We start from the raw sequence: 17,823 nt of genomic DNA on the forward strand, positions 1-17,823 counted from the left end.
GCGTATTGTCTTGTGCCTCACGATGCTTTCCAGAAATATAATATTCTGGATCGGCAACAAATTTGGTTTTGCATCCGCCAGAACAAAAATGATAATCCCGAGCATCATGGCGCGCATGATGCCCGGTTTTATCCGGATCAACAGTCATGCCGCAGACAGGGTCTGTAACATGATCTGAAGAGCCGTCATGGCTGTGGTCTTGGCCTGCAAGGCCATTGAGGGAGGGATGAGCCACAGCCATTATTCCTTTATCAACTTGCTGATCGAAGTGCATACAATCTGTTTGAAATAAAAAGGTCTTCTTAAGTTGTTCGGAGGCCCCGCACTATCGATCGCTTCAGAAATGCAAAGTTCTGATCACAACCATTCACCCAAATTCGTGGTGGTAGAGCTCCGAAGCTCCGAAAGTCAAACCAGCGCGTAGTGGCTTCCTCTAGAACTGAACTTGGCACGCGCCGCTCGTTCCAACTGAGAACCAAAAATCCATCTGGCGTTAGTGCCGTAAAGCATTTGGCAAGTACAGCAACTTGCTCGGAAAACCTGTTGACACCGAAGCCGAAAACTCCCGCAAGAATGATCGTTTCAAACCGTACTTCTGGCAAGAGCTGATCCAAATCAAGAATGCTACCGATAATATGTCGGTTTGGCGATCCGAAGCGTGCAACTGCCGGATCGCAATCGATTGTCCAGCATGTGCCGCCGCTTGCTTCCAAAAGTGCCGGGTAGTCGATTGTATAGGCTTGTGTGCCAACGAACAAAATATTCCCACCGCGTGCCGCAACCTCCGGAAACACTTCATCTTGCAGAACCGCGCGATCCGGGGATCGTGCTATATCAGCAGTCCGGCCAGAAGTTGTCATCAATGAACGGCGTATCAGTTTCTTGATTGCCCCTTTTCGCGGCAGCACCAAACCCGTTTCATAAATAAAGTTATCCGGACGATGTTCGGTCCACAAATTCCGTCTTTCTTGGTCGGTTGACATTTTAGTGCCCCCTATTGATTATGAGCACGCTTCAAAATGGGAAAATAGAAACAGGCCCGGAGCCCATGAGGATCCGGACCCGCCCTGCGACCCTACTCTGGTTTAGCTTTGCTGGTGTCCATCTTGCTATGGTCCATTTTTGAGTGGTCCATTTTCGAATGATCCATCATCTGGCAGGTCATTTTGCCATCGGCATCCTTCATCATCATGCCGTCCATCGCTTTGCCGTCCTTCATCATTCGGCATTTCTGATCGGAGGACGCGTCGGCTTTATGCTCATGAGCGAGTGCAGATCCTCCATAAAGGAGAACGAGGGCTCCGAGTGCAGATGCCATTTTTCTCATGATATTTCCTTTCTTGTTAAAAACCCTAGTTGTACGAGGCAAAAACAGTTGGGCCATTGCTACCAAAAGCAATGACCTGATAAGGCTGCGTTTGATTCTGATATTCCATGCCCGGCGAACCAACCGGCATTCCTGCGACCGCAAGACCTCTGATATTGTCCGGCTTCTCGCGCAGCAATCGTGCGATTTCCTTCGCCGGAACATGTCCTTCGATCACATAGCCTTCGACAATCATAGTGTGGCAAGATCGCAAGTCTTGCGGAATTACGTTCGTATCTTTCACAGCGGCCATATTCTGACTATTTCGGGTTTCTACGTCATGTTTCATGCTGGCCTCGATATGTTCGGCCCACTTCTCGCAGCAGCCACAGCCTGGATCACGGTTCATGACATAGGACGAGGCCTGAGCGGCGGTCGTACAGGCCGCAAGCGTGGTGAACAGAACCGGCACCGCCCAGCGTTTTGAAACCAAATTTCCAATCTTTATCAGCATATTATTACTCCTTTAAAATGACCGCGTCTCAAGCGCTTCAACCATATGAACTCAAAAGTTCATATGGTTCAGGCCGCCATGCATGAATGTGCCGCCCAAAAACGCTTGCACGAGTACACCAATCGTCAATAGACCGAGCAATCCAGCAAATATTTTTTCCTCGCTGCGACCATGGTGAAAGCGGCTCAGTCCAGCCCAGGCCAGTAGCACTGCTCCGATCGCGACGGTCATACCGAGATAGCGATGCGTGGTGAGGATAAGGTTGCGGTCATAAAGATAGAAGCCGCCTGCGAACCAGCCCAAAAAGGCGGCTGCAACCGCTCCCAGCGCCCCGATCACGAGCATGATCCTCGCTGCTGAACGCCAGGCTGGCTTGCCGCGTATAACACCATATGCTTCGACAGCAAACGCAGAGACGATCATGGCGATTGGAAAATGGATCACCACGATATGCAATTTGCCAAGCCAGATGAACAAACGCTCGCCAAAGCTCTTATCGCTATTATCTGCTGCTTCGTCATGGGCCATCATGCCGCCATGATCATCACTCATTCCGCCCATATGGTCACTTTCAGGCGCCGAAGGGGCCGAACCATCGGGCATCATCGGCATGGTTCCCTCATCCATCATGCCCTGCATTTCGGCATTTTGTGCGCTGTCGCTCGCCATTGTTTCTGTATGATGCTCTTCGCTCGTTCCGGGGCCCGCGCCCATCTCGGTCGGATCGCCATGTGCAAGTACTGGCCCGCTAAATGAGGCTAGAGCAAAAGCAATACACAGCGTTAAAGTACGAAATTTCTGATTTGGCATGTCAACCCTCCCGGTAAAAATTGGTCATTTCTGTTGCTATCATCGTGACAAGTCTTGTATTCTCGTGTCAAATCATCGTCTCCGGGTGCGGTCAGGGAGCCGCACCCGGAGTATCGGTTTCTACCCGATCACTTCACCTTAAATGCATATTTGCCGCTGACGACTTCCTTGTCGTCGCCCGACGCCATCCAGCGCAGCTCATAGCCGCCGGTCGTCAAAGGCTTTTTCATCATCAGCATGACCGACTTACCATCTTTACCCATCATTAAAGAAATCGGCATTTTCATCGGGGCATGGCCAGTCATGCCGGGCATTGATGTCATCATCAGTTGCATCCGGGTGTTTGCAGGCATGATCTTCTCATCAAAGACCAGATCAATTTTATTTGTTGGTGCAACAATCGCATTGGCCGCCGGCTTGGCTGTAACCAGACTCGGATGAGCGAAAACCGGTGTTGCCGCGAGCGTTGCGGCGGCGGCGAGGGTCAAGCGAAAAAATTTAGTCTTGTGCATTGTTTGGTTCCTTGGTTGTGACTAGCTACTAATACGCAGCTATATCTCCTACCCCTCAAAAATAATTTTGAGGGCAAATGGTCTCGCTGCTTTATAAGGAGCAGTGGTAAGCGAATAGGAACGCACCAAAGTTACTTCCTAACAAAAAAGCAGATGGGCTGCCTGCCAGTCCAAGTTCTCGCTCAATCGCTCCGAACTCTGGCAAGCGACGATTGATATGGTTAGATATGGCGTGACGTGACCCCCTGATTTTCCTCCAGATGCGATTAGAGTCCGGCCCATGGAAGGACGGACTGATGAAGCGGATACGGTTTACGGAAGAACAGATTATTGGGGTTTTGCGAGAGGCGGAGGCTGGCGCGAAGACGGGCGATCTTGCCCGCAAGCACGGTGTGTCGGAGGCTAAGCGTCTTCGGGCGCTGGAGAACGAGAACGGCCGCCTCAAGCGGCTGTATCGCGAGGAAGGCTTGACGGTGCGCCGCCGCAAGGGCCGTAAACGGGCGGTGGGTGCGCGGATGCCACCGCCGGTGCTGGCGCTGCCCAACCAGCGCTGGAACCTCGACTTTGTGCATGACCAGCTCGTTACGGGGCGCCGGTTCCGGGTGCTCAACATTGTCGATGACGTCACGCGCGAGTGTCTTCGAGCAGTGCCCGATACATCGATCTCGGGCCGCCGGGTCGTTCGCGAGCTTGCAGATCTCATTGCCGAGCGCGGTAAGCCCGGCATGATCGTCAGCGATAACGCGCCCTTGTCTTCATCAAGGCAACACAGCCCTTCCTATCGGAGCTTCCCAATGTGCTACGGCACAGAACTGACCTCCAACGCGGTGCTGGTCTGGTGCGGTGAAGCCAAGGTAGAGTGGCACTACACGGCGCCTGGAAAGCCCACCCAGAACGCGTTCGTGGAAAGCTTTAACGGTCGGATGCGCGACGAACTGCTCAATGAAACGCTGTTCATGGACATGGGCCATGCTCGTGACAAGATCGCGGCATGGACCAGGGATTACAACGTCGAGCGACCGCATTCCTCGCTCGGTTACGCCACCCCGGCGGCCTACGCCGCACATTGCTTCACCCGCGCAACTGCGCAATAACGATGCTGAGGCTCTAATCGTGGCTGGATGATAGTTGGGGGTCACGTCAGGCGCACTTGAGCTCTTTCATTGCCGGTTCCGGCTACTGGTGGCCAACCTGCTTAATGTCTCACAGTGACAAGAACGATTTTATTCAAATTGTACGTTTATAGATCATCTGCTTGGCTTGCTTGCGCCTGTGCGCTGCAATTTCTCTCTTTTTCAATATATCATAAAATTCCGACATTTGAACAACCGTAGATGCTACATCTGCGTTGTATTTTGGTGCAACTGGACTATGCATTCTCCAATGCATTTTGGAGTGCGACTTTGACCAAATATAAAGACCGGATACGTCAGCTAATAGGGCAATGGCGTGAAGACGATGGTGCCACCTATAAGAGCTGGTTCTTGTGGGACGAGCGCATAAAAAATTTTCGATCCATTCGGCGTGGTATAGCGCAGGTCGTCGAAGAGATAGAATCTGGTTCTTTTGGAGTGGTCTATAGGGGATCGTCGCTTGAAACGATCGTTCATTCCATTGCTGAGCAGCGTCAAATTTTCAAGGGTGCCGACCATGCTTTCCTATGGAAACCAAAGCTCCGCATACCCGATATCTATGAAAACCCTGCTAATCAGAAGGCTTTCGGGCGATTGCTCGATAATTGTTCGTGCTGCGACAATGCTGAAGAGGTGCTTGGACACATTCGCGACATAGACGCGCTTAAGATTAAGGGCCTAGGACCGGCAGTTGCCAATATTCTTTATTTTCTCCACCCAACACTAATTCCTCCTTTTAACACCGCAATTGTGAACGGCTATAATGCTCTTACGGGGTCCAAGGTGAAGCTGGGAAGTTGGGAGCAGTTCCTCGCAATGCGAAGCGGTGTACTTGATCTGAACGATGATTATCGCGATGTTTTCTCGAACGACCTTGGCGCGGTTGGCGGTTTACTCTTTGATATTGGCAAGGGGCGATATCCCGTGCCGCCTTTGGATGACGGCGACGCAGATGACTGGATTTCTCGTTTGGAAAATGCGCGTGAGGAAACAGCTAAATTGAGCAAGGCGCAAATAGCTCAAGGAGAAAACGAGCGATCACATAGCGAAGTGCAGGCATGGCTGCGCGACCTTGGCCTTCAACTCGGTTATGATGTCTGGATGGCCGCTAATGATCGAGGAAGGTTACACGAAGGTAGAGCTCTTGGCCATAATTGTCTCGATCATTTACCTTTGCCGATTTCCACATCGACAGGAGCGGATGCAATCCGGCTGATAGATGTGTTATGGCTCGAACGTGATGACGGCAATGTTGCGGCGGCATTCGAGGTTGAACACTCGACGTCGATATATTCAGGCATTGTGCGAATGCTCGACCTTGCTCTTAGTGGTAGCGATTTTCATGCCGCCGCCGGACTGTTTCTGGTTGCACCAGACTCCCGCGAAGCTGAAGTTCGCGCACAAATAGCGCGTCCTGCATTCAGCCGGATAAGCGATCTAGACATATCCTATCTTTCGTACGGCGAACTCGAACGAAATAGAGACGCCATCGGACGATTTGGATCTGGATTAAAAGCCATTCGCGCGGTCGCACGTCCGCTCATATAACTCGGCAGCGCAGACCGAAGCCATTATAAAGATGGAGAGAATGCGGAATGAGGCGGGCCTCTGAGAACGCATTAGTGGATTCAATAATTACCATCGGAACTACGTATATCGGTAAGGATTGAGCCCAAGACCATTCCATATAAACGTGCCCATACTAAGTTCGTTAACATGTCCAGATCCTCTACAATCGCACCCCTCAAAAATAATTTTGAGGGCAAAGCGGTGCAGCTTGCGTATTAGTAGTCAGATCACTCAAACAGGAGCATGTTTATGCCGCTATCTGACAACAAACTAGATGAGATGCTTGCCAGCCTGAACTCTGCTTTGCCTCACGCAGCATTGGCAATCGACGATGGATTTGAGAATAATGTCTGGCTACGCATTGGTGAAATGAATAGCCGCCGTCTTTCGCGCCAGAAAAGTCTGTTGGCGGCAGTGATGGTCGTGACCGCGCTCGGAGCGGGAATTGGAACGGGCGAACAGCCCGCAATGGCCAACATCAATAGCAATCCATTGCTTGGCGGCGCAGATTACTCGCCGGCAAGCCTTCTCCACGTGTCACAATGATATTGGCAAATTCATGAAAATCGGACCCGTACAAATCATCCTGCTTATCCTGCTGGCGCTCGGTGCAGGATGGGCCGGCTCCTTTGGTGCCAAGCACTGGAGTCAAAGCGAAGACCAAAATGTCGGGGTCCACAGCTTCGTTCACGAAGAGCTTGATCTCGATAGCGCACAGCAAGCGCAGTTAGAAATTCTCGAAAATGATTTTGCGATCAGAAGACAAGCTTTGGAGCTGGCACTCAGATCTTCAAATGCCGACCTTGCAGCCGCCATCGAAGAAGAACATCAATATGGCCCTAAAGTTGCAGCGGCGATTGAGGCTGTGCATAAGCAAATGGGTCTTTTGCAAAAGGCTACTGTTGAGCATCTATTCGCGATGCGAATGCTGTTGAAACCCGGTCAACAAAAGGCCTTTGACAAGCGGGTATCAACTTCGCTCACCGCCGGGTCTTGAGTGCAGAAATCACAGCCTGCCCCGCAAGTTCCGGATATTGTGCTCATCGCAGAGGCTGCAAAAGGCAGCAAAGCGGCCTTCAATACTGTTATGATCCAGCAGGCCCCCCGGCTCCACAACGTCGCGCTCCGGCTCATGGGCAACAGTTCCGATGCGGAAGATGCCGTTCAGGAGGCACTGGCTGCGGCTTGGTTCAAGCTCGCCAGTTTCGATCAGTCGCGGCCGATCAATCCATGGCTGACCCGCATTACAGTCAATAAATGCCGTGATATTTTGCGCAAACGCCGGGTCAGGCAGTTTTTTGAGTTTGATGGCAGCGGTGATATAGAATTGAGGATAGCAGACACTGCGCCCGATCCAAGTGAAGATCTGCAGGCACGACAGACCCTTGAAGTCATGCAACGAGAGATCACACGCCTGCCAGCGAAATTGCGCGAGCCTTTTGTACTGGTAACCTTTGGCGATAACAGCCAGGCCCAAGCAGCGCATGTTCTAGGAATATCAGAAAAGGCCGTCGAAACGCGGATTTACCGCGCGAGAACCAAATTACGCGAAATCTATAAAAACTTTGAGGGGTGAAGCAAGTCTCCTCGTATAGTAGGGAGATATCGCTTTTATGTGAAGGATTATACATGCTTTCTATTCCCCGCCGCCGTTTCTTGTCGTCCGCTTTGATTGCTGGCGGCGCTTTTGGTTTTTCTGCTACTATGCCTGCATGGGCACGCGGCGCGATGTCAGGTTCAGTGCGTAAGGGCATTGATGAAGTTTCCGGGACCAGCATTGATCTTGCGATTGGGCGCGGCCAGTTTTCCACCGGCGGACGCAGCGGCGGTGCTATCGCGGTAAATGGCACTGTACCGGGGCCGCTGGTGCGGCTGCGCGAGGGGCAGGATGTGCGGCTGAATGTGACCAATAATCTCGATGAAGACAGCTCAATCCACTGGCACGGCATTCTGCTCCCATTCCAGTTTGACGGCGTGCCAGGCGTGGCCTTCCCCGGAATTAAACCCGGTGAAACATTTACCGCGCCGTTCAAGGTGCGCCAGAGCGGCACCTATTGGTGGCACAGCCATTCAGGATTGCAGGAACAGGCGGGACATTATGGCCCAATCATTGTCGATCCTGCGGGTAAAGACCCGGTAGCATTTGACCGCGAATATATCGTCCTTCTTAGCGAATTTACGCCGATGCACCCGCATGTCATCATGAAGAAACTGAAACAACAGGGCGGCGGCTATTTCAATTATCAGCAGGGAACCGCAACCGATGACTATCCGCTGTCCGGCAAGGAACGCCGGATGTGGAGCAAGATGCGGATGATGGCGACCGACATTCTTGATGTTACCGCTTCCACCTACACTTATCTCATCAATGGGCATGGTCCCGCCGATAATCTGGAACTGCTGTATAATCCCGGCGAACGGGTGCGGCTGCGGATTATCAACGGCAGCGCGATGACGTTCTTTAACCTGCGTATCCCGGGACTTCCGATGACCGTGGTTCAGGCTGATGGGCAGAATGTAGTGCCGGTGGAAACAGATGAATTGCAGATCGGCGTAGCCGAAACCTATGATGTTGTTGTTCGGCCCACTGCCGACAAGGCATTCACCTTCGTTGCAGAATCTATGGACCGCTCGGGCATGGGCGTCGCAACGCTGGCTCCCCGCGCCGGAATGCGCGCCGAAGTTCCCGCACTGCGAGATCCGCCAATCCTGACCATGGCCGATATGGGCATGGGCGGAATGGATCATGGCGCGTCGGGCGGCGGTATGGACCAAAATATGGATCACAGCAAAATGAGCGCGGAAGACATGGCCGCGATGGATATGCCGGGCATGGATATGAGCGGCGGTGGTGACATGGCCGGCATGGATATGGGAGGCATGGATATGAGCGGCATGAAGATGCGCGATACCTCAATGCTGCCGCCCGATGTCAAGGTCGGTCCAGGGCTCGACATGGTATCGATGGGCGCGCCTGACCGCATGGGGTATCCCGGGCTTGGTCTGGATAATGTCGAACACCGGGTTCTCAATTACCAGCAGCTAGCGGCACTGACGCCCGGCAAAGAAAAACGCACAGCATCGCGCAAGATGGAAATTCATCTCACGGGCAACATGGAGCGCTATATGTGGTCTCTTGACGGCAGGAAATTTTCTGCCGTCTCCGATGATCCTATCCGCTTCGCTTATAATGAGCGTGTCCGGGTAAAGCTGGTCAACGATACGATGATGGCCCATCCGATCCATCTGCACGGCCACTTCTTTGAACTGGTGAACGGCCAAGACAATCAACCATTGAAGCACACTGTGATCGTGCAGCCGGGAAGCAGTGCGACTTTTGATCTCACCGCTGACGAGGTGGGAGACTGGGCATTTCACTGTCATTTGCTCTATCATATGCACTCCGGCATGTTCCAGATCGTTACCGTGGCATCGCCGTCTGGAGCACAGTCATGAAGCGTATGATGGTTCTTCTGTTGCTGGGATTTAGCCAGCCAGCATTCGCGCAGAACATGGATCCAAACATGAAAATGCCGATGCCTGCGAAACCTGCGGCAAAACCTGCGGCAAAACCAAAGCCGCAAGCCAAGCCAGCGCCCGTAGCTGCAAAAAAAGCCGTTGTCCCAGCGAAAAAACCACCCGCAAAGGCAACTCCAAAACCTAGGGCTCCAACTTCCAAGCAAATGGGTCCCGTATTAATCGAGGATGCCCCCCAAGAGAATATTGGTGAGACTATGGACAATTCCGTCATGGACCATGGCAATATGGCTAAGCCTGGCGACCAAATGGAAGGTATGGATCATAGCGGCATGGACGGAATGTCTATGGAAGATGGGACATCTCCTTCTGGCGAGATGGATCACAGTTCAATGGACCAAGGCTCCATGGACCATAGTGCCATGGATATGTCGGGCGGCGATATGGAAGGCATGGATATGGCGATGCCGATGGCCGACGAACCGCCACCACCCGAAGCAGGGAGCGGACCTGCGCGCGCTGCCGAAGCAATTTGGGGCGTCGATATAATGCGGGCTTCTAGGGAGCAACTGGCGAAAGAAAACGGGGAATTGAAAACGCTGTGGATCATGGCTGACCGCGCCGAATATCGCATTCGCGACGGCAAGAACGGTTATCTGTGGGACGGTCAGGGTTATTATGGCGGCGATATCGACAAATTCTGGTTCAAAACCGAAGGCGAAGGCAATTTCGGCGAGAAGATAGAAAGCGCAGAGGTGCAAGCGCTATATAGCCGCGCCATTGCTCCATTTTTCGACTTTCAAGCCGGTATTCGTCAAGATTTTGCGCCGCGCGACCGGACCTATGCAGTTATTGGCATTCAGGGTCTTGCGCCTTATCTGTTCGAGGTTGATGCGGCAGCATTCCTGTCTGACCGGGGGGATTTGACCGCGCGGCTTGAGGCAGAGTATGAACAGCGCATAACGCAGCGACTGATCCTGCAACCACGCGCAGAACTCAATCTTGCGGCGCAGGATGTTCCTGAATTGGGGATTGGCGCGGGGATCGACACTGCTGAACTGGGAATCCGTTTACGATATGAATTTGCCCGCGAGTTTGCGCCCTATATCGGCGTCGAACAGGAATGGAAAGTTGGGCAAAGCGCCAGATACGCGCGGGCGGCGGGAGAAGATCCCAGCGTCACCAATTATGTTATCGGGATTAGATTCTGGTTTTAATATATAGGGGGAAAAACTATGAAATATATCGGTTCGGCGCTGGTTCTGGCGCTCACGGCAGTTTCCTACCAAGCTGTTGCGCATGATAACGGTGTGGCTGCTTCATCGATCATGAGCACCCCAAAAAATACGCTTGATGCGTACCGGAGCGCTATCGAAAGCCTCGACGATACCAATATGTCGCGTTTATTCACAGATGATTCGCTGGTGTTTGAAAACGGCAAAGCTGAGGGCAATTTCGGAAATTACCTCGCTCATCATCTCGGGCCTGAGCTGGGGGAGTTTGAAAGCTTTACATTCAGCAATTTGGCGACCGAGATGTCGGTTCTGGGCGAAACAGCAATTGCCTCGGAAACCTATACCTATACGATAGTGCTGAAGGATGGCCGGACCATCGAAAGGCAAGGCGTTGCCACTGCGGTTCTCGTGAAACGAGACGAAAGCTGGAAAATTGCACAATATCATTCATCTTCCCGCACACCTAAGAAATAGCTTTCCTTATGTGAAGGTATAGTCCTGGAACCCTGCATGGCGCGAAAGCATAATAGATTTGACATCGAATTTCCGGCACAAGCAAGGAGAAGCTAAAATGAGCAGCTATACGCGCTTTATCGTTATGATTTTAACATCAACTCTGGCGATGTTCGGACTGATGTATCTCAACACATATGCGCTTGAGCATGTCTATTTCAGCGAGACACGCACTTGGATGGCTCTCTATATGGGCGCAGCAATGGCAATCATAATGCTGCTCTTCATGCTTGGAATGTATCGGGATAAGCGGAAAAATACCTTGATCCTAGGCGGCGCAGCTTTGATTTTTGCTGGTTCATTATTTCTCGTTAGGTCACAGGACACGATTTCCGATCAGGCTTGGCAAAAAGCGATGATCCCCCATCACAGTATTGCCATATTGACGAGTGAGCGTGCCAATATCGAGGACAAGCGGGTGCGCGAGTTGGCCGATGGTATTATCAAGGCGCAGCGCAAGGAGATCAAAGAAATGGAATGGTTGATCAAGGATATTGATCAAAATGGCAAGGCAACGACAGATGCAGAAGCTGCGGCGCGGCCCGTTCCAAAATTCGAAGGTGCACTTAATCTGGGTGACAAACGTTAACGCCTGAGTATGCGGAAAACCCGCTCTTTTTGAATCTCCCGCCAATATCGAGCGAACCGTGCTTGTCGAGATGCGGTTGCTAATAGTCTGGAAGCCCCATTAAATCATGCGCCAATGTGCCAGAATATATTCTATCCTTTTATCCGTTCTGGCTTTGGCGGCCATTTGCTCACCTATTTCCGCGCAGGCGAAGGAGGGTGATGTTGAAACGTTATGGCGTCTGCTGGATTATATTGCGGTCGATTATCCCGGTGCAGTCGATAAAGGTAAAGTGATAAACGAAGCAGAATTTTCCGAAATGGCGGAGTTTTCGGGAACTGTAGTCGACGGTTTGGCAAAGCTGCCATTAAAGTCGGGCCGAGCCGGCCTGATTGCAAAAGGTAACGAGCTCAATACGGCCATTGATAATAAAGCGTCTCCAGAAGTGGTGGCGCGGCAGGCCCGCTTGCTGGCAACCGAGTTGCTCCGCAGTTATCCTGTTCCACTTGCTCCCAAAACTGCACCCAATGTACAAACCGGCAAACAGCTGTATGCGCAAAATTGTGCCAGTTGCCACGGCATGTCGGGTAATGGACAAGGGCCGGATGCAGGGCAGCTCAACCCCGCTCCAATAGCATTTACCGATGTAGAGCGAGCAAGAGAACGCAGCCTGTTCGCCCTGTATCAGGTTATTGGTCAGGGGCTTGATGGGACAGCAATGCAGAGTTTTGCTGATTTACCTGCCCGGGACCGATGGGATATGGCCGCATATACGGGCAGTTTCGCGTTCAAAGAGGCATCCAAGGGGCAAAAGCTTTGGGAAACGGATGCGGCTATTCGCGCCCTGTTTCCCGATCTCTCAGCTTTGGCGAGCATGACTCCGGCCAATTTGGGAAAGCAAATCGGACCAGAAAAAGCAGACGCAGTAACGGCATATCTGCGGGCAAATCCAGAGGTCATTGGGACGGCGTCCACTGGCTCGCTGGCGTTATCGCGGACCAAATTGAAGGAAAGTCTTGCCGCCTATCAGGCAGGCAGAAAAGACGAAGCAGAAAGTCTGGCATTATCTGCGTATCTTGACGGCTTTGAACCCCTTGAGCCTGGTCTGGCCGCTCGCGATCCGTCTTTGCTAAAAGCCATTGAACTCGCGATGGCCCATGTCCGCGCTGCTATCGGTGACAGCCTTCCCGTAGCGGAGGTGGAGAGCCGGATCAGCGCTCTTGATGGGCTGTTTTTAGAGGCAGAGGCCGCCCTAGACGCCGATCAGGCCAGCCAAGCATCCGCTTTTGTTGGAGCCTTTACAATATTGCTTCGCGAAGGGCTGGAGGCGCTACTGATTGTGGTGGCTATGATTGCGTTTCTGCGCAAGGCCGAGCGACCCGAAGTCATGCCTTATGTGCATGGAGGTTGGATTGGTGCGCTTCTGGTAGGCGGCGCAACATGGTTCGCTGCCACCTATCTCATAGGTATTAGCGGAGCGAGCCGGGAGTTGACCGAAGGTTTTGGTTCTTTGTTTGCAGCCGTCATCCTGCTTTTCGTTGGTTTGTGGATGCACGGCAAGTCGCGCGCCGATGAATGGCAGCGCTATATCCGTAAAACAATGAGCAAAGCGTTGTCGCGAGGGTCTGCATGGTTTCTCTTTGGGCTGGCATTCATTGTCGTTTACCGGGAAGTCTTTGAGACAATATTGTTTTTTGCCGCGCTCTGGACTGCTGACAACGGTATGACCATTCTAGCTGGTTCGGGAGCCGCGATACTTTTGCTCTCGGTCATTGCCTGGGCCATGTTGCGATACAGCCGGAAGTTACCGATAGGTAAGTTCTTCGCTTATAGCTCAGCGTTGATGATCGTTCTTACTGTGATTCTCACCGGCAAGGGAATTGCGGCGTTGCAGGAGGCTGGCCTGATGAGCGTGACCCCGCTTCCTGATTTTCCGCAAATTGCCATGTTGGGAATTTTCCCTGCGGTTCAGCCTCTTATCGCTCAAGTTTTGGTAATTGCAATTATAGCAGCGGGCTATTGGTACAATGTCCGTTTAAAAAACATGCAGGGTTAGATTATATCTGATCAAAGTGAATAATGAGAAATGATATGGAACTTCCAGACTCCAATACAGCCCGTATCTGTGCCGAGCTTGGTGGGGTTATTATAGCGGCTTATCTGTTTTTTACCTTACCAACCATGACATCACAGACTTACGGGCTGATTGGCGGCCTTGCCGTTGGCTGGATTTTGGGTCAGGTTATTGAATTCCTATTGATCCGCTTCCGCAGGTAACCTTTCTGTCGGCATATAGTCGGGGATTAGCAAGACACGGAGACGGTCCAAAAATGATAAAGAAACTGCAACAGCGAATTCCAGGATTGGCTCAGCTCCTGATCGGTGCGCTCGTGGGCATAGTTATTTTACACCCGCTGGTTACTCTAATATTTTGGTTTGAGTTCAATCAATTGCTTGCGGTTCCTTCAGATTCCGTTGCCGATTTCCTGTGGAAGCGGATTAGTGGGGCAACTATCGTCGAAATAGGACCTATGACACTTGTTTTTGCTGGACTTGGGATCGTTTCAGCTATGGTCTTTAAGTTAATCCAAGATTTATCTGAGGATAGTGAAAAAAAATCGGCCGTTCTACGAAGGCAAATGAACGATCAACTCCCTTTGCTCATTGCGGCGGGAGAGAGTGAGATTACTGAATTTAAAGAAACTATGCGATGGGATGTAAAAGAAAATAGAGTAAATAAGGCATTAGAGAAGGTTATAGCAAAATCGCTAGCCGGTTTGATGAATCATCGCGGTGGAAATTTGTTGATTGGGCTGTCCGACGACGGAGTAATTGAAGGTATCGAGCCTGATTGTAAGACGTTAAAACACAAAAATAGAGATGGATTCGAACGAGCCCTTATTGACCTGGTGAAGAACCAATTAGGGGCAAATGTTGGCACAATGGTTCATATTCAATTTTTAGAAATCGGTGGTAACACAGTATGTTGGATAATTGTAGATGCAGCTTCTGAGCCTGTTTATTTCAAAGATGGCAATAATTCAAAATACTATGTGCGATTAGGAAATTCCACACGTGAGCTGGATGTCCGTGAAGCAAACCTTCATATCAAACAACGTGATCGGCTGGGTAAATACTAATAACGATAAGCCGTCGGTCCGAAAACGCCGATCAGGTATCAACTTGACGGTCTCACCGCCGCAGTGCCAGACAGGAACGTCTACAATTTAGGAAGGCGTTTAACGACTGTTGTGGATTGAATGATAGCTGTGTCGGTCGATGAGAACGGCAGGAAACGTCCAATTACAGTTTCGAGCTCTTGCAAATCGCTGACTATGACTTTTGCCAGAAAGCAGTCTTCACCGGTCACATGATCTGCTTCTACAACCTCGGGGGTGTCGATTAGCATCTGTGCCACTCTTTTGACTTCACCGGGCATGGCGCGCACCCGGACATGCGCAAAGATACCGAGGCCAAAAACCGTTGGATCAACGACAATCGTATAACCTCTTATCGCGCCTGTATCTTCTAATTTGTGAATACGCTCGGTTATGCTTGGACTGGACATTCCAATCTGCTCAGCAAGATCCCGGACGGTCATCCGTCCGTTATCGTTCAATGCGGCGATTATCGCTCGATCAGTAGCGTCGAGCGGCCGTGTTACATATCGGCTTCGATTCATAATATACCTCTAGCTGGATGACTCCGGCGAGGCCTTGAGATTGCGAAGGCAAATGTTCGATTTTGCCTTATTTATCCGCACTCGGACTTGAAATCGGGCTGACAGCGAACCCGCCCAACGACGAACACACAGTCCGCAGGATCAAGATTGAAGGTCAAAAGCCGTTACGGGTTTCGATATACAAGTCGAAATGACCGTAACGCCTTCCTGAATCTATAGCTGAATTGAGTTCCTGACTCCTATGATTAGTTCGAAAATCAAAAGGATAGTCGTATCTAGGTAAATAGTTCGGGGCAAAGCTAATGGAATATAGCGCGTATCTTAGACCAGTTGTCACTTCATGTGGGGCTAACCTTACATGAGCTATTCTTCCACCGCCCTATTTGCACTCGCCTCACAATGCGCACCAACAGTGGCTCCCGAAACGGTGCTGGCAATCATACATACCGAAAGCAGAGGGTATACCTTTGCCTTAAATGTGAATGGCGGGCGGCAACCAGCCCGCCAAACCACCGCCGTCAACGCTGCTGCGACCGCGCGGCGTTTCGTGGCGGCAGGGTACTCAGTCGATTTGGGTCTTGGCCAAATCAACTCGCGCAACATGCGCTGGCTTGGCCTAACCTGGGAAACAGTGTTCGACCCATGCACCAATGTCGCAGCGTTGGGCAAAGTCATGACCAGCAATTACAATGCCGTGAAGGCCGGACGCGATCCGCAAACCGCCCTTCGCGTCGCCCTTTCGATGTATAACACGGGAAGCCAGTCTCGCGGGTTTCGCAACGGTTACGTTGCCAAGGTCGTCGGCAATGCGGGAATCGCCGATATGCGGGTTTCTTACACCTCCAAGCCATCGCAGCCAATCACTGAAACAAGCGGCGATCTGCGGACAATCATTGTCGCAGAAAATGCGGCGCAGCAGGCGCCACCTCGCCCTGCACCGCCCCCGCGTTGGAACCTCTTTGAGCGTGCGGCTTACGAACGCGAAACCAGAAAACTCGCACAGAATGAAAGGGGCAGCATATGAGCATTATCCCAAATTTGGCGCGCAACGCTAACCTGTGGCGCACATCCCGTGCAGCGAAATCTAACCAGCTTCAAAACAAGCGCCAACGCGCGGCCTTCTGGAGCATAGCCCTCTTGTCTGCGATGTTCATTTCGCTCGCGCTCCCCGATCCAGCCTATGCACAAAACCTAGAGAGTTTTGCTAGCAACGTGCGCGGGCTTTTATCATCGACCCTCCTACGAACTTTGGCAGTGATCGCCGTAATTGTAACCGGCCTACTCTGGTTTACAGGACGCGCTTCGACCGCTGTTCTGGTGACGGTCATTATTGGTATTGCCATAGTCTTCTCGGCGGATTCCATCGTCGGTCTCATTGCAGGCTGATGGCAATTAACGAGCAAACCGAAAGTCTGACAAAGAACACGCTGTTCCTCGCGGTGACGCGCCCGGCGCTCTGGGCGGGGATTCCGATTGAAGCGGCGGTGTTACTGTTAATCGCCAGCGCATCGGTACTGATTCAAAGCAACAGCCCAATCTATGCCGCATTAATCGCGGCTTTTGGCTATTCAATTTCGCGGCTGATCGTGCGCCACGATGTCAATGCGTTTCGCCTACTGTTCCTTTGGGGCCGGACGAAAGCAGGCAACCGAAACCGAGCATTTTGGGGCGGCAGCAGCTACTCGCCGCTGCCTCTGACGGGCCTGCGTCGCAAAGGCTTTGGTCGTCATGGGTAGATTGCTCGCTTCCAATACTTCTGTGCCGCTCAAAATAGCGCAGCGCGAAGCAACGCCTGAAAAATTCTTACCCTATGCGCGCCACATAAACGAAGAAATGGTGGCGCTCGATTCCGGCGATATCATGTTGACCTTTGAATTGCAGGGACGCGCCTTCGAGACGTCCGATGTGCGTGATCTTAACGACTGGCATACGAAGTTAAATGGATTGCTTCGAAATCTGCATGACGAACGGCTGTCTGTCTGGACGCATTTGATCAGGATGCGCGTGGATCAATATCCCGGAGGGGCATTCAAATCTGGTTTCGCTGCCGATCTGGACCGCGCTTATTTTGGCCGCATCAACCGGGAACGGATGTTCATCAACCGCTTCTTCGTCAGTCTTGTCATTCGCCCTTCTGCGACTGGAAGCGACAAGATCATCCAGCTCTTCAAACGCAAGGTGTCGAAGCAGGCCAATAAAGGTCCGCTGATCGACGAAGCGCTGGTCGAATTACTCGATGATAAAGCACGCGATTTCGAAAAGCTCATGGCGCGCTGTCAGCCGCGCCGCTGCGGGATATATGAACATCGCGGATTGATGTTTTCCGAAACAATGGAAGTCGCCGATATGGTGATGACCGGACGCCATGTCCGGGTTCCCGTCGTGCGCGGGCATCTGGGCGGGGCGCTTTACCGCGCGCGCACAATCTTCGGCGCGGAAACTATCGAGGTTCGCGGTGCCGACACATCAGCGTTTGGCGGCATTTTCGGAATCCGCGAATACCC

22 protein-coding genes and 1 pseudogene are annotated in these 17,823 nt (G+C 51.9%); 16 read left to right on the forward strand and 7 right to left on the reverse strand.

Features of this window, described 5'->3' with window-relative positions:
• The 6 genes from V7676_RS17885 to V7676_RS17910 all read right to left on the reverse strand — a co-directional run.
• Window positions 1–235 (reverse strand): YHS domain-containing protein (locus tag V7676_RS17885; protein WP_335660943.1); only part of this gene is annotated, 235 nt, incomplete at its 3' end.
• A 67-nt stretch (window positions 236–302) separates the two neighbouring features.
• Window positions 303–983, reverse strand: a complete 681-nt coding sequence (locus tag V7676_RS17890) for a hypothetical protein (RefSeq protein WP_335660944.1) — start codon at window positions 981–983, stop codon at window positions 303–305.
• A 92-nt stretch (window positions 984–1,075) separates the two neighbouring features.
• Window positions 1,076–1,327, reverse strand: coding sequence for a hypothetical protein (locus V7676_RS17895; RefSeq protein ID WP_335660945.1), 252 nt, complete (start codon window positions 1,325–1,327; stop codon window positions 1,076–1,078).
• 25 nt (window positions 1,328–1,352) lie between these two features.
• Window positions 1,353–1,820: a DUF411 domain-containing protein gene (locus V7676_RS17900; RefSeq protein WP_335660946.1), complete on the reverse strand. Its 468-nt coding sequence runs from the start codon at window positions 1,818–1,820 to the stop codon at window positions 1,353–1,355.
• A gap of 51 nt (window positions 1,821–1,871) precedes the next feature.
• The gene (locus V7676_RS17905; protein WP_335660947.1) at window positions 1,872–2,630 is read right to left on the reverse strand and encodes a DUF2231 domain-containing protein; all 759 of its coding nucleotides are present in this window, start codon (window positions 2,628–2,630) and stop codon (window positions 1,872–1,874) included.
• A 128-nt stretch (window positions 2,631–2,758) separates the two neighbouring features.
• Window positions 2,759–3,142: a copper resistance protein CopC gene (locus V7676_RS17910; protein WP_335660948.1), complete on the reverse strand. Its 384-nt coding sequence runs from the start codon at window positions 3,140–3,142 to the stop codon at window positions 2,759–2,761.
• Between the two features lie 296 nt (window positions 3,143–3,438).
• Between V7676_RS17910 and V7676_RS17915 the strand changes: the two genes are divergently transcribed.
• The 12 genes from V7676_RS17915 to V7676_RS17970 all read left to right on the forward strand — a co-directional run bounded on the left by V7676_RS17915 (window position 3,439) and on the right by V7676_RS17970 (window position 14,777).
• A complete protein-coding gene (locus V7676_RS17915) occupies window positions 3,439–4,236 on the forward strand; it encodes an integrase core domain-containing protein (RefSeq protein WP_335660949.1) in 798 nt (265 codons plus the stop codon).
• Window positions 4,237–4,545: 309 nt separating this feature from the next.
• Window positions 4,546–5,823, forward strand: a complete 1,278-nt coding sequence (locus V7676_RS17920; protein WP_335660951.1) for a type II restriction endonuclease — start codon at window positions 4,546–4,548, stop codon at window positions 5,821–5,823.
• A gap of 270 nt (window positions 5,824–6,093) precedes the next feature.
• Entirely contained in the window at window positions 6,094–6,390 is a 297-nt protein-coding gene (locus V7676_RS17925; protein WP_335657477.1) for a hypothetical protein, read from the forward strand.
• A gap of 13 nt (window positions 6,391–6,403) precedes the next feature.
• Window positions 6,404–6,841, forward strand: a complete 438-nt coding sequence (locus V7676_RS17930; RefSeq protein WP_335660952.1) for a periplasmic heavy metal sensor — start codon at window positions 6,404–6,406, stop codon at window positions 6,839–6,841.
• On the forward strand, window positions 6,842–7,420 hold the full coding sequence (locus V7676_RS17935; RefSeq protein WP_335660953.1) for an RNA polymerase sigma factor: 579 nt from the start codon (window positions 6,842–6,844) through the stop codon (window positions 7,418–7,420).
• Window positions 7,421–7,473: 53 nt separating this feature from the next.
• Window positions 7,474–9,300, forward strand: coding sequence for a copper resistance system multicopper oxidase (locus V7676_RS17940; protein ID WP_335660954.1), 1,827 nt, complete (start codon window positions 7,474–7,476; stop codon window positions 9,298–9,300).
• Window positions 9,297–10,538, forward strand: a complete 1,242-nt coding sequence (locus V7676_RS17945; RefSeq protein ID WP_335660955.1) for a copper resistance protein B — start codon at window positions 9,297–9,299, stop codon at window positions 10,536–10,538. The genes V7676_RS17940 and V7676_RS17945 overlap by 4 nt, the downstream gene beginning before the upstream one ends.
• A gap of 18 nt (window positions 10,539–10,556) precedes the next feature.
• Window positions 10,557–11,030, forward strand: a complete 474-nt coding sequence (locus tag V7676_RS17950; protein WP_335660956.1) for a nuclear transport factor 2 family protein — start codon at window positions 10,557–10,559, stop codon at window positions 11,028–11,030.
• Between the two features lie 97 nt (window positions 11,031–11,127).
• Entirely contained in the window at window positions 11,128–11,658 is a 531-nt protein-coding gene (locus V7676_RS17955; RefSeq protein ID WP_335660957.1) for a DUF305 domain-containing protein, read from the forward strand.
• A gap of 106 nt (window positions 11,659–11,764) precedes the next feature.
• Window positions 11,765–13,693, forward strand: a complete 1,929-nt coding sequence (locus V7676_RS17960) for a cytochrome c/FTR1 family iron permease (protein WP_335660958.1) — start codon at window positions 11,765–11,767, stop codon at window positions 13,691–13,693.
• Between the two features lie 35 nt (window positions 13,694–13,728).
• Window positions 13,729–13,914, forward strand: coding sequence for a hypothetical protein (locus tag V7676_RS17965; RefSeq protein ID WP_335660959.1), 186 nt, complete (start codon window positions 13,729–13,731; stop codon window positions 13,912–13,914).
• Between the two features lie 53 nt (window positions 13,915–13,967).
• Complete coding sequence (locus V7676_RS17970) at window positions 13,968–14,777, forward strand: AlbA family DNA-binding domain-containing protein (protein WP_335660960.1); 810 nt, start codon at window positions 13,968–13,970, stop codon at window positions 14,775–14,777.
• 80 nt (window positions 14,778–14,857) lie between these two features.
• On the opposite strand, the gene V7676_RS17975 is transcribed toward V7676_RS17970, so the two are convergent.
• Window positions 14,858–15,319, reverse strand: coding sequence for an Lrp/AsnC family transcriptional regulator (locus V7676_RS17975; protein ID WP_335660961.1), 462 nt, complete (start codon window positions 15,317–15,319; stop codon window positions 14,858–14,860).
• A 358-nt stretch (window positions 15,320–15,677) separates the two neighbouring features.
• Here V7676_RS17975 and V7676_RS17980 point away from each other — a divergent pair, with 358 nt between their 5' ends.
• The 4 genes and pseudogenes from V7676_RS17980 to V7676_RS17995 all read left to right on the forward strand — a co-directional run.
• Complete coding sequence (locus V7676_RS17980; RefSeq protein WP_335660962.1) at window positions 15,678–16,343, forward strand: lytic transglycosylase domain-containing protein; 666 nt, start codon at window positions 15,678–15,680, stop codon at window positions 16,341–16,343.
• The gene (locus tag V7676_RS17985) at window positions 16,340–16,705 is read left to right on the forward strand and encodes a TrbC/VirB2 family protein (RefSeq protein ID WP_335660963.1); all 366 of its coding nucleotides are present in this window, start codon (window positions 16,340–16,342) and stop codon (window positions 16,703–16,705) included. The genes V7676_RS17980 and V7676_RS17985 overlap by 4 nt, the downstream gene beginning before the upstream one ends.
• Window positions 16,705–17,055: a type IV secretion system protein VirB3 gene (locus V7676_RS17990; protein ID WP_335660964.1), complete on the forward strand. Its 351-nt coding sequence runs from the start codon at window positions 16,705–16,707 to the stop codon at window positions 17,053–17,055. The genes V7676_RS17985 and V7676_RS17990 overlap by 1 nt, the downstream gene beginning before the upstream one ends.
• Window positions 17,048–17,823: pseudogene (locus V7676_RS17995) on the forward strand (transporter); the annotation flags it as partial. The gene V7676_RS17990 and the pseudogene V7676_RS17995, both read left to right, overlap by 8 nt.

Source organism: Parasphingorhabdus sp. (assembly GCF_036963805.1).
Taxonomy (GTDB): Bacteria; Pseudomonadota; Alphaproteobacteria; order Sphingomonadales; family Sphingomonadaceae; genus Parasphingorhabdus.